The 17,374-nt window shown below is 61.7% G+C and carries 8 protein-coding genes, 2 tRNA genes and 6 rRNA genes (1 of these 16 only partly in view); 3 read left to right on the top strand and 13 right to left on the bottom strand.

Going from position 1 to position 17,374, the window contains the following annotated elements; translation table 11 throughout:
* Nucleotides 1-33: 33 nt before the first annotated feature.
* The 3 genes from DL544_RS01695 to DL544_RS01685 form a co-directional block, all read right to left on the bottom strand.
* Nucleotides 34-906, bottom strand: coding sequence for an AAA family ATPase (locus DL544_RS01695; RefSeq protein ID WP_255313030.1), 873 nt, complete (start codon nt 904-906; stop codon nt 34-36).
* A 186-nt stretch (nt 907-1,092) separates the two neighbouring features.
* The gene (pnuC, locus tag DL544_RS01690; protein WP_111173230.1) at nt 1,093-1,692 is read right to left on the bottom strand and encodes a nicotinamide riboside transporter PnuC; all 600 of its coding nucleotides are present in this window, start codon (nt 1,690-1,692) and stop codon (nt 1,093-1,095) included.
* A gap of 134 nt (nt 1,693-1,826) precedes the next feature.
* On the bottom strand, nt 1,827-3,254 hold the full coding sequence (locus tag DL544_RS01685; protein ID WP_139726640.1) for an outer membrane protein transport protein: 1,428 nt from the start codon (nt 3,252-3,254) through the stop codon (nt 1,827-1,829).
* 227 nt (nt 3,255-3,481) lie between these two features.
* On the opposite strand from DL544_RS01685, the gene DL544_RS01680 reads away from it, so the two are divergent.
* Nucleotides 3,482-4,174, top strand: a complete 693-nt coding sequence (locus DL544_RS01680; protein ID WP_053498727.1) for a rhomboid family intramembrane serine protease — start codon at nt 3,482-3,484, stop codon at nt 4,172-4,174.
* 60 nt (nt 4,175-4,234) lie between these two features.
* Here DL544_RS01680 and DL544_RS01675 read toward each other — a convergent pair whose 3' ends face one another.
* Both DL544_RS01675 and DL544_RS01670 read right to left on the bottom strand, forming a co-directional pair.
* Complete coding sequence (locus DL544_RS01675; RefSeq protein ID WP_139726639.1) at nt 4,235-5,695, bottom strand: S41 family peptidase; 1,461 nt, start codon at nt 5,693-5,695, stop codon at nt 4,235-4,237.
* 108 nt (nt 5,696-5,803) lie between these two features.
* Entirely contained in the window at nt 5,804-7,102 is a 1,299-nt protein-coding gene (locus tag DL544_RS01670; RefSeq protein WP_033834985.1) for a murein hydrolase activator EnvC family protein, read from the bottom strand.
* A 95-nt stretch (nt 7,103-7,197) separates the two neighbouring features.
* Between DL544_RS01670 and DL544_RS01665 the strand changes: the two genes are divergently transcribed.
* The gene (locus DL544_RS01665; protein ID WP_005414989.1) at nt 7,198-7,860 is read left to right on the top strand and encodes a DUF4097 family beta strand repeat-containing protein; all 663 of its coding nucleotides are present in this window, start codon (nt 7,198-7,200) and stop codon (nt 7,858-7,860) included.
* Between the two features lie 86 nt (nt 7,861-7,946).
* Entirely contained in the window at nt 7,947-9,656 is a 1,710-nt protein-coding gene (locus DL544_RS01660; protein WP_139726638.1) for a M28 family metallopeptidase, read from the top strand.
* A 317-nt stretch (nt 9,657-9,973) separates the two neighbouring features.
* Here the strand turns inward: DL544_RS01660 and rrf (DL544_RS01655) are convergent.
* The 8 genes from rrf (DL544_RS01655) to DL544_RS01620 all read right to left on the bottom strand — a co-directional run.
* Nucleotides 9,974-10,088 (bottom strand): 5S ribosomal RNA (rrf, locus tag DL544_RS01655).
* A 131-nt stretch (nt 10,089-10,219) separates the two neighbouring features.
* Nucleotides 10,220-10,333 (bottom strand): 5S ribosomal RNA (gene rrf / locus DL544_RS01650).
* 124 nt (nt 10,334-10,457) lie between these two features.
* Nucleotides 10,458-13,332, bottom strand: a 23S ribosomal RNA gene (locus tag DL544_RS01645).
* Nucleotides 13,333-13,555: 223 nt separating this feature from the next.
* Nucleotides 13,556-13,632: transfer RNA gene (locus DL544_RS01640), tRNA-Ile, on the bottom strand.
* 22 nt (nt 13,633-13,654) lie between these two features.
* A tRNA-Ala gene (locus DL544_RS01635) sits at nt 13,655-13,730 on the bottom strand.
* Between the two features lie 94 nt (nt 13,731-13,824).
* Nucleotides 13,825-15,366: ribosomal RNA gene (locus tag DL544_RS01630) — 16S ribosomal RNA — on the bottom strand.
* A 501-nt stretch (nt 15,367-15,867) separates the two neighbouring features.
* Nucleotides 15,868-15,982, bottom strand: a 5S ribosomal RNA gene (gene rrf / locus DL544_RS01625).
* Nucleotides 15,983-16,107: 125 nt separating this feature from the next.
* Nucleotides 16,108-17,374: ribosomal RNA gene (locus DL544_RS01620) — 23S ribosomal RNA — on the bottom strand (it continues 1,613 nt past the right edge of the window).
* Together the 16S, 23S and 5S rRNA genes with 2 tRNA genes alongside form the textbook arrangement of a ribosomal RNA operon.

The following is a 17,374-nucleotide window of genomic DNA, read 5'->3' as shown; positions in this document are numbered from 1 at the left end:
GCTTTCCTGGCGCAGCCGAGCATGGACTCGGCGCTACAGAGGCAGGGCGACACTGAACCGGTTGTCCGCACGCTTAGCCAGCTCGCGCTGTATGCGCGCGATGCGCGTCTCCAGATCGCCTTCCAGCAGCACATGGTCGACGCCCCGCGCCTGCAGCTCGCGCACGTACCACGCATGCTGCTGCGCACGGAATGCTTCCCCCACCCGTGTGCCGTCCTGGTCGAACGGAATATCCGGCGCGCACAGGAACAGCAGATCATATCGCCGCAATGCAGCCTGCCGCAGTGCCTCCGGCGCCGTACCAGACATCCAGCCGCTGTAGCCCAGCGTCACCAGCGGCGTGGTATCGCAGAACAGCCAGCGATGTGCCCGCCGCGCAGCCTCTTCTTCATGCTGCGGCTGGGTCATTGCGATACGAAGCAGATCGTCCGGCATCAGGTCGCCGCCCTGCTGCTCCCAGAGCGTGCGGCCATACTCCGGCACCCAGGCGGTCTGCAGGCGCTCGGCCATCACCCGAGCCAGCGTGGTCTTGCCACTGGACTCGCCACCAATGAAGGCCACGCGCTGCACGTATCCGGCGTACACCTCCGGTGCGAGACCATGACGGTGCGCGTGCGGATCGGCGCGCAGCTGGGTGCCGCACGCCTGCCCGGCGTCCAATGCGCGTTCGAGCCGCTCATGGCGTACCGGCGCACCGAAGTGCGTGGCCAGCGCCTGCGCGAAGCCGTCACCGTAGTCCTCGCCGGTGAATACCGCCTGCACCGGGCCACCGAACAGGTGCTGGCACAGCCAGGCGGTGAACATGCGCTGCACTTGCTCGCTGTTGCTGTCGTGCGGCAACACGCGTGGCGGCACGCCATGTTCGGCACACAGGGCCGCCAGCCGCGCATCATCCAGCACCGCCACCGTTGCCCGGGGAAGCGCGCACGCAACCAGCGTTCGCGGCGAGCAGCGCTGTAGCCGGCAAAGCCTGGCTGCGACCAGCCGATCACCAGCAGCTGCTGGCAGCGCGTGGCGGCGAAGTCGATCAGGCGTTCGTGACCGAGATGCAGCGGGCAGAACTTGCCCACCACCAGGCCGCGCTCGACACGCTCAGGCAGCGGCATCGGCCGCCCTGGCCTCGTCCCGCATCAGGTGCCGCCAATGGCGCAGGGCGACCAGCGCGTTTATCCAGAAACCGATGTAGAGGATCGAGGTCAGATGCAGGCCACGGCTGTAGTACAGCGGCACTGCCACGGTGTTCACCAGCAGCCACACCCACCACGATTCCAGCTTGCGCCGCATCATCAGGATCTGCGCGATCACGCTCAGCACCAGCACCGCCGAATCGATGTAAGGCGCATAGGCGTTGGTCAGTCGGGTCAGCATCCAGCCGTAGCCGAACGTGGCCACCACCGCCAGCGGCGCCAGCCAGGCCCATGCCCGCGGCCGCAGCGCAGTGATCGGCAGCGGCGCGCCATGGTCGCCGCGCAGCCACTGCCACCAGCCCAGCACGCTGATGGCGATGAAGAAGAACTGCAGCACCATGTCCGCATACAGGTGCGAGCGCTCGAACACGGCCGCAAACAATGCGCAGCCGACGATGCCCAGCCACCAGGTGTGCACGTTGTTGCGGCCGGCCAGCAGGATCGAGCCGGCGACGGCGATGTTGGCGGCCAGCTCCAGCTGGAAGCTCGGGTCGGACAGGTTCATCGCACCATTGTCGCGTAGATCCACGCCCTGCGTCGTCGGACCAGCAGAACCATGCCATGCGTGGATACCCTCCGCAAAAAGAAAGCCCCGCTTGCGCGGGGCTCTCCTCGTACTGCTTCAGGCAATCGCCCGAATCAGAACTTGTACTGCATCGACGCCGCCAGCACGTCGCCGCTCACCTTGTACTTGCCGGTCACGGTGTTGGCAGTGGCCGAGGTCGAGGTGATGTTCGGATCCTTGGTGAACAGGTGGGTGTAACCCACGCTGTATTCCATCTTGTCCGAAGCGGCGTAGGTCAGGCCCAGCGACAGCCACTTGCGGGTGGTGTCCGGCACGAGCACGTCACGGTGGGCGTCGGTGGTCGGGGTCTGGTCGTAGGCCAGGCCGCCACGCAGGGTCAGCTTGTCGTTCACGCGGAAATCGGTACCGATCGACGCGAAGGTGGTGTCGCGGTAGTGGAACGGCAGCACGCTGTCCGGCTGGTTGGAGTCATAGTCGACGGTGACCTGGTCGAACTTGCTCCACGCCGTGCGCGTGACCTCGGCCATGATCTGCCACTGGTCGTTCACGCGGTGGGTGAAGCCCACGGTGGCGCTGGCCGGCAGGGTGATGGTGGCGCGGCCGTTGCTGTCGATGAAGGTACCCGGGGCAGCAGTGGCCAGGAAGGCGGCAGCGTTCTGCGGGATGGTGAAGTCGGCCTTGCCATCGGTGATCTTGTGCTCGACCTTCGAGCGGTAGCTGAAGGCGATGTTGGTGCCTTCCACCGGGGTGACCGTCATGCCCAGGGTGTAGCCGACCGACACTTCGTCGCCCTTGATGCGCAGGTAGCCATCGGCGGTGCCCGGCGAGAAGCCGAGCTGCGCGGCCTGGCGTGCAGCGGCCTGCGAGGCCGCCGCAGCCTGGGCCGCAGTGCCGCCGGCAGCCAGCACACGCGCCGCAGCGGTGCGCTGGGCCGTGGCGTTGATCGCGGTGCCGGTATCGACAGCGCTGGTCAGGTCGACGTTCAGGCGCTCGGCGAACACCGAAGCACCGAACGACAGGTACGGGTTGACGTCATAGGAGAACGCCACGCCCAGGTCGATGGCCTGCAGCTCGGTCTTGACGCCGTTGTAGCGGCCGACCCAGTCGCGGTCGTATTCGGTCTTGAAGCCGAACGGCACGGTCAGCGAAGCACCGAAGTGCATGTTGTCGTTCTCGCCGAACGGCACGTGGAAGTACGCGGCCGGAACCGGGGCGATCATGCCGGCGTCGCCGCCGTTGCCACCGGAAATCGGCGCGCCGTTGCCGTACTTGCCCTGGCCGCGGAACTTGGCGCCGAAGCTGATGGCACTGACGTCGCCCTGGACCAGGGTGCCGTCGAGCAGGCGCATGGAGGCCGGGTTGGTGGCGATGACCGAGGCGTCACCTTCGGTCGAGGTGGAGCCGGCGAACGCGCGGCCCAGGCCCTTGGCGCTGTTTTCCTTCAGCTGGAAGGCGGCAGCATTGGCATCGGCGGCGGCCAGCGCACCGGCAACGCCGACGGCCAGCAGGGTCAGTCGGGCAATGGTGGAAGCGGTTTGCATCGTAGTTCTCTCTCTCCGGTAAGCGTTGATGGTGCTCTGAGTGCGCCTGCGCCCGCCGGGTCCTGGGACCCATCGGAGCGCGCCGGATTCCCCTCCCGACATACGACGCCGTATGCGAGTATTACCCAGAGCTGTTAATGAAACAATAACAGCGCAGGCGGTTTTTTCGTCTCAAAAGCTGAACAGGACCGTCCCCACCGAAAGTGGCCGCACGCTAGGCTATTGGCATGTTCGTCTCGCTCCCGTCCCGCAAGAAGGCGGCCCTGCGCTGGGCCACGCCCGTGCTGTTCGCGTCATTGTGGCTGGCGTTCCTGTGGTCGATCTCGCGTCCGGACGATGCCCGCGGCAGCCTCTGGCTGGACTGGGGCGCGCTGTCCACCGGTCTGACCCACCCGCTGGACTGGTGGGCGACGCTGCAGGACGGCAGCGTGCTGCGGCTGTTCACCGCCCTGTTCCTGCACGCGGACTGGTCGCACCTGCTGGGCAACCTGGTGTTCCTGTTAATCTTCGGCCTGCCCGCCGAGCGGGTGCTGGGGCCGTGGCGGCTGCTGCTGCTGTTCCTGGTCGGCGGCGCAGTGTCGAACCTGGTCGCGATCTACACCATGGGCAGCCCGGACCAGATCATCATCGGCGCCAGCGGCGCGGTGTCGGCCCTGATCGGCGCCTATCTGGCCCTGTTCCCGGGCGCGCGGCTGGGCGTGGTGATCCCGCTCGGCCTGTTCCTGGAGTTCGTGCGCGCCCCGGCGTACCTGCTGATCGGCGTCTGGGCGGCGCTGCAAGTGGTGTTCGCCCACATCGGCCCGAGCTTCGGCATGGTGGCCTGGTGGGCGCACATCGGCGGCTTCGTGTTCGGCGTCGTGTACGGGGTCTATGTACGCGCCGCGATCGCGCGCCGCCTGCGCAAGCGGCACGGCTTCTGATCCAGGTAGAGCCGGCCGCTGGCCGGCTCCACGCTCAGCCGCTCGTTCGTAGACCAGGAATCAAGGCTTGGCCGGCACAGGAGCGGGCTTGGCTTCCGGCGTGCTGTCTGCCTTCGGTTCGACCTTCGCCTCCAGCTTGGCTTCGGGCTTCACCGCAGCGGCCTTCGCGGCCTTGGCGGCATCCGCCTTCGCGGCCTCGGCCTTCAACCGTGCGGCCACCGAACCGGGGTTCTTCAGCTCGGCCAGCGCGTCGTTGATCGGGCCGTCGCCCGGCAGCACCGCACCGGCGTGGTAGCCCTCGGTGCCTTCGTCGTCGCCGCGCAGATGGCCTGGCAGGGTGGCTTCGCTGTAATCGCTCAGGCTGGCCGGCAGGGCATCCTCCGCCGGGGTGGCGGCGGGCTTCAACTCCACATCCGGCACGATGCCGGTGGCCTGGATCGACTTGCCGCTGGGCGTGTAGTAGCGCGCGGTGGTCAGCTTCACCGAATCGCCGTTGTCCAGCGGCAGCACGGTCTGCACCGAGCCCTTGCCGAAGGTGCGGCTGCCCACTACGCGGGCGCGCTTGTTGTCGCGCAGCGCGCCGGCCAGCACTTCCGAGGCGCTGGCCGAACCGGCATCGGCCAGCACCACCACCGGTGCGCCCTTCAGCAGGTCGCCCGGGGTCGCGTCGAATCGGGCGTCGCTGATGCTGATGCGGCCACGGGTGCTGACGATGTTGCCCTTGTCGAGCAGATCGTCGGCGACCTGCACCGCAGCGGTCAGCAGGCCACCCGGGTTGCTGCGCAGATCCAGCACCAGGCCCTTGAGCTGGCCACCGGACTGCTTCTGCAGCTGCTGCACATGCTTCTGGAAATCCGAGCCGGTATCGGCCTGGAAGGTGCTCAGGCGGATATAGCCATAGCCCGGCTCGAGCAGGCGGCTGCGCACGCTGGTCACGCGGATGGTCTGGCGGGTCAGGCTGACATCGAACGGCTTCGGCTTGCCATCACGCACGATGGTCAGCACCACCTTGCTGCCGGCCGGCCCACGCAGCGGTTCGCTGGCATCGATCGCGCTGATCGGCTTGCCGTCGATGGCGATGATCAAATCGCCGGCAAGGATGCCGGCCTTGGCTGCCGGCGTGTCGTCGATCGGCGCGATCACCTTCATGCTGGCGTTGTCCGGCTGCTGCTGCAGCTCCACGCCGATGCCCTCGTAGGCACCGTTGGCCTGCTCGTCGAAGGCCTGCGCGTCTTCCTTGTTGAAGTAGGTGCTGTGCGGATCAAGGTCGAGCAGCAGGCCACGCACGGCTGACTGCATCAGCTTCTTGTCATCGACCGGGTCGACATAGGCGGCGCGCACCGCGTTGTACACGGCCACGAAACGGCGGATTTCCTCCAGCGGCACCTTCGAGGTCACCGCCTCCTCGCTGTTCGCTGCCTGCCCGCTGGTTTCCGGGCTGGGGGCGGGCGCGGTCTGCTGCGCCCAGGACAGCGCTGGCAACAGGGCCAGCAAGAGGGTGGCGGTACGGGCTGCGCGCATGGATCACTCCTGTCGACGGTGGCATGGTGCCCAAGGCACATGCACCGATTATGCGCGAAGCACAGCTAAATTCCCGTTGAATCCGGCCCGCATCCGGCGGGCCAGGATTCAGCGCCGCTGCAGCCAGCTGTCCGGGTTGACCGGTTGCCCGCCACGGCGCAGCTCGAAGTACAGCGCGGTGACGCCCTGGCCGCCGGAATTGCCGACCTTGGCCACCGCATCGCCGCGGCTGACCCGCGCGCCAGCATCCTTCAGCAGGGTGTCGTTATGCGCGTAAAGGCTCATGTAGCCGTTGCCGTGGTCGACGATCAGGATCATGCCGTAGCCGGTCATCCAGTCGGAGAACACCACGGTGCCATCGGCCACGGCCGTGACCGTGCTGCCGGCTGGCGCGCCGATCAGCACACCGCTGCTGGTGCGCCCATCGGGCAGCTTGCCGCCATAGCGGGCCAGCAGGTTGCCGGACAACGGCCACCCCAGGCCGCCGACCTTCGGCGCCGGTGCCGACGCCACCGCAGGTGGAACCTTGGTGGGCGGCGGTGGACGGCCCTGCGCGGCGGCCTGGCGTGCGGCGCGCTCGGCAGCGGCTTTCTCGGCGGCGGCCCGGCGTGCAGCGGCGCGCCGCTCGGCTTCGGCCCGCGCGGCAGCGGCACGCAGGTTGGCCAGCAGCGTTTCCAGTGCCTTGGCGTCCTGGCCCAGTGCCTGTTCCTTCTCACGCTGGTCCTTGAAGCGCTCTTCCAGCGAGGCAACGGTCTTTGCGCGATCGCGGCGGTCCGCTTCCAGGGCGGCTGCCTGCTGTTTCTGGTCCTGCTGCGTCCCCTGCAGCTTCTGCTTGCGCTCGGCGATCTGCGCCTGAAGCGCTTCCAGCTCCTTCAGGTCGGCGGTCAGCGTGGTGATCCGCTGCGCACGCTCGCGCTGCAGGTAGCGATGGTAGGCCAGGGCGCGGTTGGCATCGGCCACCGTGTCCTGCGACAGCAGCAGCTTCAGCGGTGCGTGGTTGCCCAGCTGATATGCCGCGCGCAACAGCCCGGCCAGTTCGCGGTGCTGCTGGGCCAGGTTGCCCTGCAGCGTGCTGCGGCGCTGCTCGGCTTCGGCAAGGGCGCGGCCCTGCTCGCGCAGCGCGGCTTCCGTCTGCGCAAGGGCACGGCCGGTGCGGGCTACCTTCTCGTCGGCCTCGCGCAGTTGTTGCGATGCCTGCCCGCGCTGGCCCTCGATCTGCCGTCGCTCCTGCGCCACGCCCTTCAATTCGGTTCGCAGTTTCTGCAGCTTGCGCTCGGTCTCGCGGGTGGTCTGCGCACCGCTGGGCAGCGGCAGGGCCAGCGCCAACGCCAGCCCCAGCAGCAGGCAGCGACCGCCGCGGGCAGCGGCGATGTGATGTCGGCGTGATGGGAAGGCGTTGTCGCGCAAGGGCTTTCCAGTGACTTCAGGCAGTTGCGGGGGTTACCGGGGAATGGTGACATCTCCGCACGCGGCCTGCCAGCCGCACATCCATCGAGGTCGCCATGAAAACTCTTTCCATTCCGCTGCTGTTGGGCGTACTGCTGGCCACCGGGCCGGTCTGTGCGCAGGAGAACATCAGCAAGGTCAACGGCAGCATCAGCGCCGAACCCGGTCAACGCTACGGCAAGCTCGACACCGTCAACGGCGGCATCCGCGTCGGCGAAGGCGTCGAGACCGGCAGCATCGACACCGTCAACGGCGGGGTGAAGGTCGCCGACCGCGCGCGCACCGGCAAGATCGAAACGGTCAACGGCGGTGTGCGCCTGGGTCGTGAAGTGATCGCCAGTGGCGGCGTCAGCACCGTCAACGGCAGCATCTTCACTGATCGCGGCAGCCAGATCGAAGGCGGCGTCGAGACCGTGAACGGCGGCATCGGCCTGGTCGAGAGCCGCGTCGGCAAGGACGTGGAGACCGTCAATGGTGACATCACCGTCGGTATCGGTTCGCAGGTCAACGGCGGTGTGCATGTGCGCAAGCCGAACTTCAGTGTCTCGCTGACCGCCAGCCGCAAGCCGCGCGTGATCATCGGCCCGAATGCGGTGGTCAACGGCCCCCTGCAGTTCGAGCGCGAAGTGGTGCTGTACGTGCATCGCTCCGCTCGCATCGGCCCGGTGACCGGCGCCGAGCCAATTCCGTTCGACACCGAAACCGCCCCGGCGGACTGAACCCGCCGGACCTGCCGGTTCGGTGATACTCACTGTTACCGGTCGCGCATCAGGTGCGGCCGCCCTTTGTTCTCCAGGAATCGACGATGCCCCGCAAACTCCTCCTGTGCCTGGCCGCCGCGGCCGCGCTCAGTGCCTGCAAAGGCGAAAACACGCCCGCCGCCGCGCCGGCCACCGACACCGCTGCGGCGAAGCCGGCCGCCCATTCGTTCTCCCCGGAGATCAATGCCGGCGACTTCGCCGAGATGGTCAAGACGCTGGCCTCGGATGAGTTCGAAGGCCGCGCCCCGGGCAGCAAGGGTGAAGAGCTGACGGTCAACTACATCCGCGACCAGATGCAGCGCATCGGCCTGCAGCCCGGCAACGGCGACAGCTGGTTCCAGGATGTGCCGATGACCGAGACCACGGCCGACGAATCGACCGTGCTGAAGATCACCCAGGGCGGCAAGACCACCGAGCTGAAGTTCGGCACCGACATGGTGGTGGGTACCCGCACCGGCCAGGCCGAGGTGAAGGTCGATGCCAGCGACCTGGTGTTCGTCGGCTACGGCGTCGATGCACCGGAGCAGAAGTGGAACGATTACGCCGGGCAGGACTGGAAGGGCAAGACGGTCGTCATGTTCGTCAACGACCCGGGCTTCCATGTCGACGACGAGAAGCTGTTCGACGGCAAGCGCATGACCTACTACGGGCGCTGGACCTACAAGTTCGAGGAGGCCGCGCGCAAGGGCGCCGCTGCTGCACTGATCGTGCACGACACCGCCGGCGCCTCCTACGGCTGGGACGTGGTGAAGAATTCCTGGGCTGGCCCGCAGTACGACCTGCCGGCCAAGGATGATCCGGATGCGCGTATCCCGGTGCAGGGCTGGCTGAGCGCCGACGCGGCCAAGGCCCTGTTTGCCGGTGCCGGCCTGGACCTGGCGCAGGCCTACAAGGACGCCAGCAAGCGCGGCTTCAAGCCGGTGCCGCTGAAGGCCACCGCTGCGGTCGACCTGAAGAGCCAGATCGCACAGAAGCAGTCGCGCAACGTGGTGGGTGTGCTGCCGGGTAGCAAGCGCGCTGACGAGGCGGTGCTGTACATGGCGCACTGGGATCACCTGGGCAAGCATGAGGGCGAGACCGGCGACAACATCTACAACGGCGCCGTCGATAATGCGACCGGCGTCGCCGGCATTCTCGAAGTGGCCGAAGCCATGGCCCACCAGGACCCGAAGCCGGAGCGTTCGGTGGTGTTCCTGGCCGTGACCCTGGAAGAATCCGGCCTGCTGGGTTCGAAGTACTACGTCGCCCATCCGACCTTCCCGCTGGACAAGATCGCCGGCGTGATCAACATCGATGCGATGTCGGTGGCCGGCCGTGCCAAGGACGTGACCGTCACCGGCTTCGGCAGCTCGGAGCTGGAGGACATCCTCAAGCCGTTGGCCGCCGCCCAGGACCGTACGCTGCACGGTGAGACCTCGGTGCAAAGCGGCTTCTACTTCCGCTCGGATCACTTCAACTTCGCCAAGGCCGGTGTGCCGGCCCTGTACGCCGATGGCGGCGAGGACCTGCGCGAGGGTGGCGTGGAAGCGGGCCGCAAGGCCGCGGCGGACTACGGCGCCAACCGCTACCATGGCCCGAAGGACGAGTTCGACGCGGCCACCTGGAAACTGGACGGCACCGTTGAAGACCTGCAGCTGATGTACGGCGTGGGCAAGGAACTGGCCGGTGGTGATCGTTGGCCGAACTGGTATGCAGGCAACCCGTTCAAGGCGGCCCGCGACGCGATGATGAAGGACAAGGCTTCGGCCAAATAAAGTCGGGCCATGCTCGACTGAGCATTGTTGAGAGCAGAGCGGCGCCCCACTGGGGCGCCGCTTTTCTTTTGCATACCGTCGGCGGCAGATCCACGACTGGTGTGGATCTGCCGGTAGTGCCGGCCGCTGGCCGGCAATCGATTGGTAGCGGCCGACCTTGGTTGGCGCCATGCTTCCTCGCAGAGGGCATCCAGGCAGGGCGTGGATCTAGCGGGCGATGTAACGCCATCGGGTTGCCGGCCAGCGGCTGGTACTACCTGTATTACTGCGCGCAAAGAAAAACCCCGCTGCGCGAGCAGCGGGGTTTTGGGTGTAAACCCTGGCGATGACCTACTCTCGCATGGCTTGAGCCACACTACCATCGGCGCAGCTGCGTTTCACTTCCGAGTTCGGGATGGGATCGGGTGGTTCCACAGCGCTAATTTCACCAGGGAGACGGTTGCAGCAGCGCTTGCAGCGCCAGCTTCGCGATCTTGCCCTTGGGCGGAAGGTATCCAGAAAGGCAATGCCTTCACTTAATAAGGAAAACCCCGCTGCGTCAGCAGCGGGGTTTTGGGTATAAACCCTGGCGATGACCTACTCTCGCATGGCTTGAGCCACACTACCATCGGCGCAGCTGCGTTTCACTTCCGAGTTCGGATGGGATCGGGTGGTTCCACAGCGCTAATTTCACCAGGAGGCTTTTGGAGTGTCGCACTCGTCCCTGTGGACAAGGCGCCAGCCTCGCATAGTTCTTGTGACGTAGCGTGCACTTGATGCTCTTACGACGCTGTCGTAAAGCCAAGGCAACTTGAGGTTTATATGGTCAAGCCGCACGGATCATTAGTATCAGTTAGCTCAATACATTGCTGTACTTACACACCTGACCTATCAACCACGTAGTCTACATGGTTCCTTCAGGGGGCTTGTGCCCGGGAGATCTCATCTTGAGGCGCGCTTCCCGCTTAGATGCTTTCAGCGGTTATCGCTTCCGAACATAGCTACCGGCAATGCCACTGGCGTGACAACCGGAACACCAGAGGTTCGTCCACTCCGGTCCTCTCGTACTAGGAGCAGCCCCTCTCAAATCTCCAACGCCCATGGCAGATAGGGACCGAACTGTCTCACGACGTTCTGAACCCAGCTCGCGTACCACTTTAAATGGCGAACAGCCATACCCTTGGGACCGACTACAGCCCCAGGATGTGATGAGCCGACATCGAGGTGCCAAACACCGCCGTCGATATGAACTCTTGGGCGGTATCAGCCTGTTATCCCCGGAGTACCTTTTATCCGTTGAGCGATGGCCCTTCCATACAGAACCACCGGATCACTAAGTCCTAGTTTCCTACCTGCTTGATCCGTCGATCTTGCAGTCAAGCACGCTTATGCCTTTGCACACAGTGCGCGATGTCCGACCGCGCTGAGCGTACCTTCGAGCTCCTCCGTTACTCTTTAGGAGGAGACCGCCCCAGTCAAACTACCCACCATACACGGTCCCCGACCCAGATAATGGGCCCAGGTTAGAACGTCAAGCACGACAGGGTGGTATTTCAAGGATGGCTCCACCACAGCTAGCGCCATGGTTTCATAGCCTCCCACCTATCCTACACAGACGAACTCAACGTTCAGTGTAAAGCTATAGTAAAGGTTCACGGGGTCTTTCCGTCTTGCCACGGGAACGCTGCATCTTCACAGCGATTTCAATTTCACTGAGTCTCGGGTGGAGACAGCGCCGCTGTCGTTACGCCATTCGTGCAGGTCGGAACTTACCCGACAAGGAATTTCGCTACCTTAGGACCGTTATAGTTACGGCCGCCGTTTACTGGGGCTTCGATCAAGAGCTTCGCCTTGCGGCTGACCCCATCAATTAACCTTCCAGCACCGGGCAGGCGTCACACCCTATACGTCCACTTTCGTGTTTGCAGAGTGCTGTGTTTTTGATAAACAGTCGCAGCGGCCTGGTTACTGCGACCCTCTTCAGCTATAGCTCGCACGAGCCACCAAAAAGGGTGCACCTTCTCCCGAAGTTACGGTGCCATGTTGCCTAGTTCCTTCACCCGAGTTCTCTCAAGCGCCTGAGAATTCTCATCCTACCCACCTGTGTCGGTTTACGGTACGGTCTGCGTAAGCTGAAGCTTAGGAGCTTTTCCTGGAAGCGTGGTATCAGTGACTTTGCCATAAAGGCTCGTCTCGGTGCTCGGTCTTAGAGGATCCCGGATTTGCCAAAGATCCAAACCTACCGCCTTTCCCCAGGACAACCAACGCCTGGTACACCTAACCTTCTCCGTCCCTCCATCGCACTTACGCGAGGTGCAGGAATATTAACCTGCTTCCCATCGACTACGACTTTCGTCCTCGCCTTAGGGGCCGACTCACCCTGCGCCGATTAACGTTGCGCAAGGAAACCTTGGGCTTTCGGCGTGCGGGTTTTTCACCCGCATTATCGTTACTCATGTCAGCATTCGCACTTCCGATACCTCCAGCAGACTTCTCAATCCACCTTCAACGGCTTACGGAACGCTCCTCTACCGCGCATAACAAAGTTATGCACCCCAAGCTTCGGTTCTGTGCTTAGCCCCGTTAAATCTTCCCGCAGACCGACTCGACCAGTGAGCTATTACGCTTTCTTTAAAGGGTGGCTGCTTCTAAGCCAACCTCCTGGCTGTCTGTGCCTTTCCACATGGTTTTCCACTTAGCACAAAATTTGGGACCTTAGCTGTGGGTCTGGGTTGTTTCCCTTTTCACGACGGACGTTAGCACCCGCCGTGTGTCTCCCATACAGTCCGTCTCGGTATTCGGAGTTTGCAATGGTTTGGTAAGTCGCGATGACCCCCTAGCCATAACAGTGCTCTACCCCGAGAGGATACATATGAGGCGCTACCTAAATAGCTTTCGAGGAGAACCAGCTATCTCCGGGTTCGATTAGCTTTTCACTCCTAATCACACCTCATCCCCTACCTTTGCAACGGGAGTGGGTTCGGGCCTCCAGTGCGTGTTACCGCACCTTCACCCTGGGCATGACTAGATCACCCGGTTTCGGGTCTACTGCCCGCGACTATGCGCCCTTATCAGACTCGGTTTCCCTTCGCCTCCCCTATACGGTTAAGCTTGCCACGAACAGTAAGTCGCTGACCCATTATACAAAAGGTACGCAGTCACTCCTTGCGGAGCTCCTACTGCTTGTACGCACACGGTTTCAGGTTCTATTTCACTCCCCTCTCCGGGGTTCTTTTCGCCTTTCCCTCACGGTACTGGTTCACTATCGGTCGGTCAGTAGTATTTAGCCTTGGAGGATGGTCCCCCATGTTCAGACAGGGTTTCACGTGCCCCGCCCTACTCGTCTTCACTGAAATGGCCCTTTCAGATACAGGGCTATCACCTTCTATGGCCGCTCTTTCCAGAGCGTTTTCCTAGAACCAAATCAGCTTAAGGGCTAGTCCGCGTTCGCTCGTCGCTACTTACGGAATCTCGGTTGATTTCTTTTCCTCTGGTTACTTAGATATTTCAGTTCACCAGGTTCGCTTCCAGCAGCTATGTATTCACTGCAGGATACCCGCAAGCGGGTGGGTTTCCCCATTCGGACATTACCGGATCAAAGCTTGTTGCCAGCTCCCCGATACTTTTCGCAGGCTGCCACGTCCTTCATCGCCTCTGACCGCCAAGGCATCCACCGTGTGCGCTTATTCGCTTGACCATATAACCGCAAGTTGCCTTGGGTTACATATGACCCGGGGGTACAAAGCCCGGATACGAATATAACGACTCAATCAATAAAGAGACTTGCGTCTCTCGCCTTAGCCTCACGACACGTCTGATAGAACATCTCAAACGCTCGCTACGTCACAAGTTTTAAAAGAACACGTACCAGCCACAGTGCTGATGCGTATAAAGATCGAATGTATGCGTCATTCAGAGAATGGTGGGTCTGGGAGGACTCGAACCACCGACCTCACCCTTATCAGGGGTGCGCTCTAACCACCTGAGCTACAGACCCGGAGCTTGTTTCTTAATCTCCCTGGTGGAGCCTGTCGGGATCGAACCGACGACCCCCTGCTTGCAAAGCAGGTGCTCTCCCAGCTGAGCTAAGGCCCCAGAAAGGGACATCTCACACCGGCCTGGCCGATGCAAATCTCTGAATGCAGGTACTTTGTGAAGACGCCCGACAGGACGATGCTGTCTTTGCTCAAAAGGAGGTGATCCAGCCGCACCTTCCGATACGGCTACCTTGTTACGACTTCACCCCAGTCATCGGCCACACCGTGGCAAGCGCCCTCCCGAAGGTTAAGCTACCTGCTTCTGGTGCAACAAACTCCCATGGTGTGACGGGCGGTGTGTACAAGGCCCGGGAACGTATTCACCGCAGCAATGCTGATCTGCGATTACTAGCGATTCCGACTTCATGGAGTCGAGTTGCAGACTCCAATCCGGACTGAGATAGGGTTTCTGGGATTGGCTTACCGTCGCCGGCTTGCAGCCCTCTGTCCCTACCATTGTAGTACGTGTGTAGCCCTGGCCGTAAGGGCCATGATGACTTGACGTCATCCCCACCTTCCTCCGGTTTGTCACCGGCGGTCTCCTTAGAGTTCCCACCATTACGTGCTGGCAACTAAGGACAAGGGTTGCGCTCGTTGCGGGACTTAACCCAACATCTCACGACACGAGCTGACGACAGCCATGCAGCACCTGTGTTCGAGTTCCCGAAGGCACCAATCCATCTCTGGAAAGTTCTCGACATGTCAAGGCCAGGTAAGGTTCTTCGCGTTGCATCGAATTAAACCACATACTCCACCGCTTGTGCGGGCCCCCGTCAATTCCTTTGAGTTTCAGTCTTGCGACCGTACTCCCAGGCGGCGAACTTAACGCGTTAGCTTCGATACTGCGTGCCAAATTGCACCCAACATCCAGTTCGCATCGTTTAGGGCGTGGACTACCAGGGTATCTAATCCTGTTTGCTCCCCGCTTTCGTGCCTCAGTGTCAATGTTGGTCCAGGTAGCTGCCTTCGCCATGGATGTTCCTCCTGATCTCTACGCATTTCACTGCTACACCAGGAATTCCGCTACCCTCTACCACATTCTAGTCGCCCAGTATCCACTGCAGTTCCCAGGTTGAGCCCAGGGCTTTCACAACGGACTTAAACGACCACCTACGCACGCTTTACGCCCAGTAATTCCGAGTAACGCTTGCACCCTTCGTATTACCGCGGCTGCTGGCACGAAGTTAGCCGGTGCTTATTCTTTGGGTACCGTCATCCCAACCGGGTATTAGCCAGCTGGATTTCTTTCCCAACAAAAGGGCTTTACAACCCGAAGGCCTTCTTCACCCACGCGGTATGGCTGGATCAGGCTTGCGCCCATTGTCCAATATTCCCCACTGCTGCCTCCCGTAGGAGTCTGGACCGTGTCTCAGTTCCAGTGTGGCTGATCATCCTCTCAGACCAGCTACGGATCGTCGCCTTGGTGGGCCTTTACCCCGCCAACTAGCTAATCCGACATCGGCTCATTCAATCGCGCAAGGCCCGAAGGTCCCCTGCTTTCACCCGTAGGTCGTATGCGGTATTAGCGTAAGTTTCCCTACGTTATCCCCCACGACAGAGTAGATTCCGATGTATTCCTCACCCGTCCGCCACTCGCCACCCAGAGAGCAAGCTCTCCTGTGCTGCCGTTCGACTTGCATGTGTTAGGCCTACCGCCAGCGTTCACTCTGAGCCAGGATCAAACTCTTCACTTAAAACTACATGATCCGAAGATCAAAATTTAAAGCTGCAGATGATTGATTCTGGCAACGTATCGCTTGCTTTAAAACAATTAATAGTTGCTTGATCAAACGTCTGCAAGATGGACAATCATCCTTCCTGCAGGCGCCTTCACAAGATACCTGCGCATACTTTCAAAGATCCGGGGAAGTGGCCTCAGCGCCGTTCCCGTGTGCTGCGAAGTTTCCTTCGCAGCGAGCCACCCATTATAGCCGGCTTTTCCGCTTCGTCAACACCTTTTTTCAAGGCCGTCTCACCGGAGTGGACGTTGTTGCCGATGCTGCTTCGTCGTTGGGCCCGAGAGCCGTTCGTCGTTGCGAGCCGCCTATTATGGCAGGCCTTTCAGCTTTGTCAACAACTTGTTTGAGGAACTTGAAGCTCTTCGTGAAGTTGTTGCTGCAAGTCCAGGTCGAAACCAGGTGCCTGCAAAAAAAGGAAAACCCCGCTGCGCATGCAGCGGGGTTCTCGGGTGTAAACCCTGGCGATGACCTACTCTCGCATGGCTTGAGCCACACTACCATCGGCGCAGCTGCGTTTCACTTCCGAGTTCGGGATGGGATCGGGTGGTTCCACAGCGCTAATTTCACCAGGGAGGCTTTTGGAGTGTCGCACTCGTCCCTGGGGACAAGGCGCCAGCCTCGCATAGTTCTTGTGACGTAGCGTGCACTTGGATGCTCTTACGACGCTGTCGTAAAGCCAAGGCAACTTGAGGTTATATGGTCAAGCCGCACGGATCATTAGTATCAGTTAGCTCAATACATTGCTGTACTTACACACCTGACCTATCAACCACGTAGTCTACATGGTTCCTTCAGGGGGCTTGTGCCCCGGGAGATCTCATCTTGAGGCGCGCTTCCCGCTTAGATGCTTTCAGCGGTTATCGCTTCCGAACATAGCTACCCGGCAATGCCACTGGCGTGACAACCGGAACACCAGAGGTTCGTCCACTCCGGTCCTCTCGTACTAGGAGCAGCCCCTCTCAAATCTCCAACGCCCATGGCAGATAGGGACCGAACTGTCTCACGACGTTCTGAACCCAGCTCGCGTACCACTTTAAATGGCGAACAGCCATACCCTTGGGACCGACTACAGCCCCAGGATGTGATGAGCCGACATCGAGGTGCCAAACACCGCCGTCGATATGAACTCTTGGGCGGTATCAGCCTGTTATCCCCGGAGTACCTTTTATCCGTTGAGCGATGGCCCTTCCATACAGAACCACCGGATCACTAAGTCCTAGTTTCCTACCTGCTTGATCCGTCGATCTTGCAGTCAAGCACGCTTATGCCTTTGCACACAGTGCGCGATGTCCGACCGCGCTGAGCGTACCTTCGAGCTCCTCCGTTACTCTTTAGGAGGAGACCGCCCCAGTCAAACTACCCACCATACACGGTCCCCGACCCAGATAATGGGCCCAGGTTAGAACGTCAAGCACGACAGGGTGGTATTTCAAGGATGGCTCCACCACAGCTAGCGCCATGGTTTCATAGCCTCCCACCTATCCTACACAGACGAACTCAACGTTCAGTGTAAAGCTATAGTAAAGGTTCACGGGGTCTTTCCGTCTTGCCACGGGAACGCTGCATCTTCACAGCGATTTCAATTTCACTGAGTCTCGGGTGGAGACAGCGCCGCTGTCGTTACGCCATTCGTGCAGGTCGGAACTTACCCGACAAGGAATTTCGCTACCTTAGGACCGTTATAGTTACGGCCGCCGTTTACTGGGGCTTCGATCAAGAGCTTCGCCTTGCGGCTGACCCCATCAATTAACCTTCCAGCACCGGGCAGGCGTCACACCCTATACGTCCACTTTCGTGTTTGCAGAGTGCTGTGTTTTTGATAAACAGTCGCAGCGGCCTGGTTACTGCGACCCTCTTCAGCTATAGCTCGCACGAGCCACCAAAAAGGGTGCACCTTCTCCCGAAGTTACGGTGCCATGTTGCCTAGTTCCTTCACCCGAGTTCTCTCAAGCGCCTGAGAATT

The organism is Stenotrophomonas sp. pho, from assembly GCF_006228405.1.
Classification (GTDB): Bacteria; Pseudomonadota; Gammaproteobacteria; order Xanthomonadales; family Xanthomonadaceae; genus Stenotrophomonas; species Stenotrophomonas sepilia.
The sequence above is the reverse complement of the archived record's forward strand: the minus strand, read 5'-3'. Positions and strand labels throughout refer to the sequence as shown.